This window comes from Lentzea aerocolonigenes, from assembly GCF_000955955.1.
GTDB classification, from domain to species: Bacteria; Actinomycetota; Actinomycetes; order Mycobacteriales; family Pseudonocardiaceae; genus Lentzea; species Lentzea aerocolonigenes_A.
In genome coordinates, this window is record NZ_JYJG01000057.1 from 1 (window position 1) to 7,924 (window position 7,924).

Here is a 7,924-nt window from a genome sequence, read left to right on the forward strand (position 1 = left end):
ATCCTGTCCCCGCTACTAGACGGAAGGCCCGGAGTCATCAGACTCCGGGCCTTCTGCTTATTCGCGATCAGCCCGCTCCTCGTGAGGAGCGGGCTGAGTGTGTTTCAGGTCATGTTCTCCGCCCAGTACTGCGCGCACAGCATGCTGGAGCAGATCCGGCCCTCGCCGTTGACCGTGCGGTGCTTGCGGATCTGCTTGCCGCACACCATGCACTCGTCCTTGCCCGCCTGCTCCGGGATGCCTCCGGTCATCCAGGCCACCGTGTGCGCCGCCACCTTCTTGTGGTCCAGCCACTTGATGTTCTTCATCGTCCCCGACCTCCGTGGTCTCGCTCGGTCTCGCCCGCCCTGCCTGGCAGTGATCATTTTCCCGGTTGTGCAGGCGTGGGAAAGGGGTGTGCGCGGACATCACCAGGTCGTGCGACGAACGCTCACGTCCGTCCATTCGGGTGGCTCCGGCCGGTGAGAGTCGTACCGCCGATCGAGTGAGATCGGGTGACTTTCGTTTCTGCGAAAGGGTTTTTTCCATCCGGGATGGACACAGACGGTCAAGCGGCCAAACGCGTGAGGCTGGAAAACTGCCGCTTACTCAGCGAGACTTTTCGTTGCTCCGCATGGCCCATCAGACTAGCCCGGTGATCAGCCACTGTGGACAGAACGGCTGACCATTGTGGACAGCTTCCCCCAGACGTGGGAACGTTGTCGTTGTGTCAGACCTGAATGCGACCGCAGCCGCCCTGCTCGGGCTGCTGCACGACGGACCCAAGACCGGTGGCCAGTTGGTGGCGGAGGCAGGAGACCGCTTCGGCGCGTTCTTCAGCGTGACCCGCTCCCAGGTGTACCGCGAGCTGCCCGCGCTGGCTGACCAAGGCCTGCTGCGCCTCGGCAAGCAAGGACCGCGGTCGAGCCAGCAGTACGTGCTGACGGCGGCGGGCAAGAAGGCCTTCAAGAACTGGCTGCTGTCCGAGCCCGGCCCGGACCACCTGCGCAGCCCGCTCATCCTGCGCCTGGTGCACGCCGGCTCGCTGACCGCGAAGCAGCGCGAGTCCCTGATCACGACCGCGCGTTCTGCGTACGGTCAGGAGCAGGAGACCGCGAAGAGCGCGGCCAAGACGGCGGAGGACCCCTACGCCAAGGCGGTGGCCGAGTTCGGTCTCGCTCACGCGAAGGCCGTTCTGAAGCTGCTCGACGCGATTCCGACCGCGTAGAAGAGAGCGCCAGCAAGCACCGGTCGCGAACTGCGACCGGTGCTGGCGTAATCTTTTTGCGTGAACCCGGACGTCGAAGCAGACATCAAGGACCTCTCCGCCACCCTTTCGAGCATCGAGGCGGTGATGGACCTCGATGGGTTGCGCGCCGCGGTCGCGGACCTGGAGGACCAGGCGGCCAAGCCCGACCTCTGGAACGACCAGGAGAAGGCGCAGAAGGTCACCAGCCAGCTCTCCCACAAGCAGGGCGAGCTGCGCCGTGTCACCGGTCTGCGTGAGCGCCTTGACGATCTCCCGCTGCTCTACGAGCTCGCGGAAGAGGCCGAGGACGCGGACGCGCAGGCCGACGCGGACAACGAGCGCGTCAAGCTGCGCGGGGAAATCGCCGGCCTCGAGGTCCGCACGTTGCTGTCCGGTGAGTACGACGAGCGCAACGCGCTCATCACCATCCGCGCGGAGGCGGGTGGCGTCGACGCCGCCGACTTCGCCGAGATGCTGCTGCGCATGTACTCGCGCTGGGCGGAGCGCCACCAGTACCCCGTCGAGGTCTTCGACACCTCCTACGCGGAAGAGGCGGGCATCAAGTCCGCGACGTTCCGCGTCACCGCGCCCTACGCCTACGGCACGCTGAGTGTCGAGCAGGGCACGCACCGCCTGGTGCGCATCTCGCCGTTCGACAACCAGGGCCGCCGCCAGACGTCGTTCGCCGGCGTCGAGGTCGTGCCCGTCGTCGAGCAGACCGACCACGTCGAGATCGACGAGAAGGACCTGCGCGTCGACGTCTACCGCTCGTCCGGCCCCGGCGGCCAGGGCGTCAACACGACCGACTCGGCGGTGCGCCTCACGCACATCCCGACCGGCATCGTGGTGTCCTGCCAGAACGAGCGCTCGCAGCTGCAGAACAAGGCCACGGCCATGAACGTCCTGCAGGCCAAGCTGCTCGAGCGCCGCAGGCAGGAGGAGCAGGCCAAGATGGACGCGCTGAAGGACTCCGGCTCCAGCTGGGGCAACCAGATGCGCTCCTACGTGCTGCACCCGTACCAGATGGTCAAGGACCTGCGGACCGAGCACGAGGTCGGCAACCCGTCGGCGGTGCTGGACGGGGAGATCGACGACTTCCTCGAGGCCGGCATCCGGTGGCGCAAGCAGTCCCAGGCGTAGCGGTCACGTTGATCTGAGGCGAAGCGCACGTTCGGCCCTCTGATGGCCCGAACGTGCGCTTTTGTCGACCGTTCGTGCCGGTTCAGCCACGCCGTGTGGATGGTCCGGACCGCCTTTCCGGGGCCGGAAGTTAACCGGAACGGGGGCTTTACCGCGGCCATGAGTAGACTCGCGCCTCGTGATTCGTCTCGAACACGTTTCCAAGGTCTACAAGACCTCCACGCGTCCTGCGCTCGACGACGTGTCCGTCGAGATGGAGAAGGGCGAGTTCGTCTTCCTGATCGGGCCTTCCGGGTCCGGCAAGTCGACGTTCCTGCGCTTGCTGCTGCGCGAAGAGGTGCCGACCAGGGGACGCGTCTACGTCTCCAACTTCGACGTCGCCAAGATGTCGCGGCGCAGGGTCCCCCGCCTGCGGCAGTCCATCGGCTGCGTGTTCCAGGACTTCCGTCTGCTGCCGACGAAGACGGTCGCGGAGAACGTCGCCTTCGCGCTGGAGGTCATCGGCAAGCCTCGCAACACCATCGTCAAGGTGGTGCCCGAGGTGCTGCAGCTGGTGGGCCTCGACGGCAAGGAGGACCGGTTCCCGACCGAGCTGTCGGGTGGTGAGCAGCAGCGCGTCGCGATCGCCCGTGCGTTCGTGAACCGGCCGCTGGTGCTGATCGCCGACGAGCCGACGGGAAACCTGGACCCCGACACGAGCCAGGACATCATGTTGCTGCTGGAGCGGATCAACCGCACCGGCACGACCGTCATCATGGCGACCCACGACCACGGCATCGTCGACTCGATGCGCCGCCGCGTCGTGGAGCTGTCGTTCGGCAAGGTCGTCCGTGATGACGCGCGCGGCGTTTACGGCGTTGGCCGCTAAGCGCTCCTAATCCCCGACCCCCAAGGAACCCCGCCCCCGATGCGTACCAGCTTCGTGTTCAGCGAGGTCGTCACCGGACTTCGCCGGAACGTCACGATGACGATCGCGATGATCCTCACGACCGCCATCTCGCTCGCGCTGCTCGGTGGTGGCCTGCTCGTCGTCCGCATGGTCGACAAGATGCAGGCCAACTACGCGGGCAAGCTCGAGGTCTCGGTTCTGCTGACCAACGACGTCAGCGCCAACGACAAGGACTGCACCCAGCAGCCGTGCGCGGGTCTGCGCTCCGCCCTGGAGCAGACCTCCGGCGTCGAGACAGTGGTGTTCCAGAACCGCGACGAGGGCTTCGAGCGCTTCAAGCGGATCTTCGAGGCCCAGCCCGAGCTGCTCAAGCTCGCACGCCCGGAGGCCATTCCGGCGACCTTCCGCGTCAAGCTGGAGGACCCGGACCGCACCGACGTCATCAAGCAGGCCTTCGAGGGCAAGCCGGGCGTCAAGGGTGTCGACGACCAGAGCAAGTTCCTCGAGCGGTTCTTCGAGGGCCTCAACGGTCTGCGCGACGTCGTGCTGATCCTCGCGCTCATCCAGGCGTTCGCCGCGTTGCTGCTGATCTCGAACACCATCCAGGTGTCGGCGTTCACCCGCCGCGTCGAGGTCGGCATCATGCGACTGGTCGGCGCGACCCGGTGGTACACGCAGCTGCCGTTCCTCATCGAGGCGGTCGTCGCGGGCATCATCGGTGCCGTCTGCGCGGTCGGCCTGCTGGTGCTGGGCAAGGCGTTCTTCATCGACCGGATCACCAGGAACCTGACCGAGTCGGGCATCATCCCGCCGGTCGGATACCTCGACATCCTGATCGTGTCGCCGTGGCTGTTCCTCACGGCGATCGTCATCGCGGCCACCACCGGCTACGTGACGCTGCGTCTCTACGTGCGGCTTTAACGGTTTTACCGACCACGTAAAGTTGTCGCCATGGTCAAGGAACGCGGGCAGAAGGTCATCGCGTCGAACCGCAAGGCTCGGCACGACTGGGCCATTCTGGACACCTACGAGGCGGGCATTCAGCTCGTCGGCACCGAGGTGAAGAGCCTGCGCATGGGACGGGCGTCCCTCGTGGACGCCTTCGCCCAGGTCGACGACGGCGAGATCTGGTTGCACGCGCTGCACATCCCGGAGTACGTCGCGGGGACGTGGACGAACCACGAGGTCCGGCGCAAGCGCAAGCTCCTGCTGCACAAGGCGGAGATCGAACGGCTGATCGGCAAGACCAAGGAGTCCGGTCTGTCGCTCGTCCCGCTGCAGATGTACTTCAAGGACGGCTACGTCAAGGTCGAGATCGCCCTCGCGAAGGGCAAGAAGGCCTACGACAAGCGCCAGGACATCGCGAAGCGCGACGCCAACCGCGAGATCGCGAAGGCGCACGGGCGGGCGTTGAAGGGCCGTTACTGATGGCGTTGGTGGACATCCACGTCCACTTCATGCCGCAGAACGTCCTCGACAAGGTCTGGGCGTACTTCGACCGCGTGCGCGAGTCCGGTGTCGACTGGATCATCTGGTACCGCACTGACGAGAACGCCCGGCTCACCGCACTGCGGGAGCTGGGCGTTTCCGCGTTCGCACCGCTGGTCTACCCGCACAAGCCGGGTATGGCGGAGTGGCTGAACGAGTGGGTCGCGGACTTCGCTTCTCGCGTCCCCGAAGCTGTCCGGACGGGCACGTTCTACGCGGAACCCGGTGCGGACGTCTACGTGCGCAAGGCTCTCGAAGCCGGTGCGCGGTGCTTCAAGTCGCACGTCCAGGTCGGCGCCTACGACCCGCGTGACGAGCTGCTGGACGGCGTCTGGGGCCAGCTGGCCGAGGCGGGTGTCCCCGTGGTCGCGCACTGCGGCGACGGGCCGTACCCCGGAGAGCACACCGGGCTCGGGGTGTTCGAAGAGGTCCTGAAGAAGCATCCCCGGTTGACCGCGGTGATCGCGCACGCCGGGATGCCGGACTACTCCGGCGCGTTGGATCTCGTCGAGCGCTACGAGAACGTCCACGTCGACACCACGATGGTCGGCACGCCGTTCAGCGAGCGGATGGTGCCGTTGCCGGCGGGGTGGGCTCGCAGGATCGCGGGGCTGGCCGACCGGGTCGTGCTCGGCAGCGACTTCCCGAACATCCCGTACCCGTACGAGGTGCAGCTCGACGCGATCCGGTCGTGGGGCCTGGACGCCGCCGCCGAGCAGGCGATCCTGCACGACAACGGCGCCCGTCTGCTTCAGCTGTCGAGGTAGGCCAGCACAGCGCGCACTCGGCGGTGCTCGGAGTTCGACGGTTCGAGGCCGAGCTTGGCGAAGATGTTGCCGACGTGCTTCTCCACGGCGCCGTCGGACACCACGAGCGTGCCGGCGATGGCCGTGTTGGACAGTCCCTGCGCCATCAGCCCGAGCACCTCGCGTTCGCGGGGCGTCAACTTGTCGACAGGGCTCTTCTTGCTGCGCACCATGAGCTGCGTGATCACCTCGTGGTCGATGCTCGTGCCGCCGTCTGCGACCCTGCGCACCGCGTCGACGAACTCCTTCACGTCGGCTACCCGCTCCTTGAGCAGATATCCGACGCCACTGGCGCCGCCCGCGAGCAGTTCCACGGCGTAGCGCTCCTCGACGTACTGCGAGAGCACCAGCACCGGCAGCCCGGGAAAGCGGCGGCGGCACTCGATGGCCGCGCGCAGCCCTTCGTCCGTGAACGTCGGGGGCATCCGCACGTCGACCACGCACAGGTCCGGCTTGTGCTCGATGACGGCGTCGAGCAACTCGTCGCCGTTCTCCACAGCCGCAGCGGTCTCGATGCCCTCGTCGGCGAGCAACCGCTGCACGCCCTCCCTCAGCAGCACCGAGTCCTCGGCGATCACCACGCGCACGGCAACTCCGCTCGAATAACGGTCGGCCCACCCTGCGGGCTGACGACGACAACCACACCGTCGATCGTGGCAGCCCGGTCCGCGAGCCCGGCGAGCCCGCCGCCCGGCTTCAGCTCCGCGCCACCCTGACCGTTGTCGGTGACCTCGACCAGCACACCCGTCTCGACCCGGTTGACCTTGACGGTCGCCCTGGTGGCGTTGGAGTGCTTGGTGATGTTCGTGAGCGCCTCGCCGACGGTGAAGTACGCGGCGCTCTCCACCGCTGTCGGTGGGCGCGGCTCCACGTCGACGTTGAGCTCGACCTCGATCGGGACACGAGCCGCCAGCGCGCTCAGTGCCGCGTCGAGCCCGCGGTCGCCCAGCACGGACGGGTAGATGCCCCGCGCCAGGTCGCGCAGTTCCCGGATGGCTTCCTTCGCGTCCGCGTGCGCCTCGGCGATCAGCAGCGCCGCGCCCTCGGGATCGGAGTCCATTTTGGACTTCGCCCGGCCGAGACCCATTGCCACCGCGACAAGTCGTTGCTGCGCGCCGTCGTGCAGGTCGCGCTCGATGCGCCGGCGCTCTGCTTCCGCGGCCTCGACACCACGCGCCCGGCTGGACTGCAGCCGTTCCGCCTCGATCGCGAGCGCGTCCGCCCGCGTCGGCCCGAGCATGGCGCGGGCGAACCTGCCGTGCGCCGCGCCCATCCACTTCGTGCCCATGACCGCGAACGGGATCAACGCCAGCCCGATCGCCGCGACCGGCAGCGCCGAGTAGAAGGAGTCGATCGTCCAGAACTCGCCCACGATGACCGCGAACGGCGCGTCGTCGATCCAGAACGGCGTGCCCACGAACGCGGCCACGACCGACCACATCGCGATGAACGCCGCGAACTCCAGCGCCCCCACCGGCAGCATCAGCGCCAGATAGCCGAGGTCGCGCCACGTCGCCGGGTCCGTGAACTGGTGCTTCCACTTCTCCAGCTGCGAGCCCTCGATCTGCGGGCGGTAGGGCCTGGGGATGTCCGTGCGCAACGCCACGCGCACCCACGCCCGCTCCAGCGACGCGCCCATCCGCCCGACGTTCATCGCGAGCCACAGGATCGGGAAGCCGATCCAGAGCAGCGCGGTCGAGAACCCGACCACGGTCAGGACGATGGTGAGGGTGAACCAGAAGATGCCGGTCACCAGGTGGGTCAGCAGGTAGAACCCGGCTGCGAGCGCGTTCGGTTTCCTCATGTCATCCATGGTGGTCGTTCCCGCTGGTCAGAGACCATGTGGCTAACTAGGAGGTCGGGGGTGGGGACAGCCCTACCTGCCTCGGGAAGAAGTCGTTGGCCCCGGTAGTTATGCTATGCGTAACCACAACAGGGGGGTGAACGGTTTCGACTGTGGACGTTGATTCAGGGGAAGCGTGCCGGTGCAGGCGAGAGACCACCGTTAAGCGTCATCGCAAACCAATAAGCGCCACGTCTAACGACACGCGCACCGCGTACGCTCTCGCTGCCTGACAGCAGAGCTAGCGGTTGTCGGCCTGGGTTCGCCTTCGACCTAGTTCCCGGCATCAGCTAGAAGGCTTACCTGCAGTTCCGGCTACGGGAGCTGTTCGGGAAACTCACAGTGGCTGGGCCTGTCACATCAGCTCGTTCGCATGACTGATGGGGCCAAGTAGAGACAGAGCGGACTGCGCACGGAGAAGCCCTGATGAACCGCCACAGGACCCGGGTTCGATTCCCGGCACCTCCACTCGGCCGAAGGCTGCTCGGTGGCCCTTGCGGGCCACCTTCGCCTTCTCGTTCCGGGTGTCC

The 7,924-nt window shown here is 66.9% G+C and carries 9 protein-coding genes and 1 other RNA gene; 7 read left to right on the forward strand and 3 right to left on the reverse strand.

Annotated elements, in window-relative coordinates:
- Positions 1-104 precede the first annotated feature (104 nt).
- Positions 105-308 carry a hypothetical protein gene (locus UK23_RS10305; protein WP_045311201.1) on the reverse strand — a complete coding sequence of 68 codons (204 nt, stop codon included), beginning with the start codon at positions 306-308 and terminating at the stop codon, positions 105-107.
- Positions 309-706: 398 nt separating this feature from the next.
- Here UK23_RS10305 and UK23_RS10310 point away from each other — a divergent pair, with 398 nt between their 5' ends.
- The 6 genes from UK23_RS10310 to UK23_RS10335 all read left to right on the forward strand — a co-directional run bounded on the left by UK23_RS10310 (position 707) and on the right by UK23_RS10335 (position 5,512).
- On the forward strand, positions 707-1,207 hold the full coding sequence (locus UK23_RS10310; RefSeq protein ID WP_045311202.1) for a PadR family transcriptional regulator: 501 nt from the start codon (positions 707-709) through the stop codon (positions 1,205-1,207).
- A gap of 60 nt (positions 1,208-1,267) precedes the next feature.
- Positions 1,268-2,368 carry a peptide chain release factor 2 gene (gene prfB / locus UK23_RS10315; RefSeq protein ID WP_045311203.1) on the forward strand — a complete coding sequence of 367 codons (1,101 nt, stop codon included), beginning with the start codon at positions 1,268-1,270 and terminating at the stop codon, positions 2,366-2,368.
- 178 nt (positions 2,369-2,546) lie between these two features.
- Positions 2,547-3,236, forward strand: a complete 690-nt coding sequence (gene ftsE, locus UK23_RS10320) for a cell division ATP-binding protein FtsE (protein ID WP_045311204.1) — start codon at positions 2,547-2,549, stop codon at positions 3,234-3,236.
- Positions 3,237-3,275: 39 nt separating this feature from the next.
- Positions 3,276-4,178 (forward strand): permease-like cell division protein FtsX, encoded by a 903-nt coding sequence (gene ftsX / locus UK23_RS10325; protein WP_045311205.1) that lies wholly within the window; start codon positions 3,276-3,278, stop codon positions 4,176-4,178.
- 30 nt (positions 4,179-4,208) lie between these two features.
- Positions 4,209-4,685, forward strand: coding sequence for an SsrA-binding protein SmpB (gene smpB, locus UK23_RS10330; protein ID WP_045311206.1), 477 nt, complete (start codon positions 4,209-4,211; stop codon positions 4,683-4,685).
- The gene (locus tag UK23_RS10335; RefSeq protein ID WP_045311207.1) at positions 4,685-5,512 is read left to right on the forward strand and encodes an amidohydrolase family protein; all 828 of its coding nucleotides are present in this window, start codon (positions 4,685-4,687) and stop codon (positions 5,510-5,512) included. The genes smpB and UK23_RS10335 overlap by 1 nt, the downstream gene beginning before the upstream one ends.
- Here the strand turns inward: UK23_RS10335 and UK23_RS10340 are convergent.
- Positions 5,497-6,138 (reverse strand): response regulator transcription factor, encoded by a 642-nt coding sequence (locus UK23_RS10340; RefSeq protein WP_045311208.1) that lies wholly within the window; start codon positions 6,136-6,138, stop codon positions 5,497-5,499. The genes UK23_RS10335 and UK23_RS10340 overlap by 16 nt on opposite strands.
- Entirely contained in the window at positions 6,126-7,364 is a 1,239-nt protein-coding gene (locus UK23_RS10345) for a sensor histidine kinase (RefSeq protein ID WP_052684534.1), read from the reverse strand. The genes UK23_RS10340 and UK23_RS10345 overlap by 13 nt, the downstream gene beginning before the upstream one ends.
- Positions 7,365-7,487: 123 nt before the next feature.
- Between UK23_RS10345 and ssrA the strand changes: the two genes are divergently transcribed.
- Positions 7,488-7,865, forward strand: a transfer-messenger RNA (tmRNA) gene (ssrA, locus tag UK23_RS49675).
- Positions 7,866-7,924: the final 59 nt, after the last annotated feature.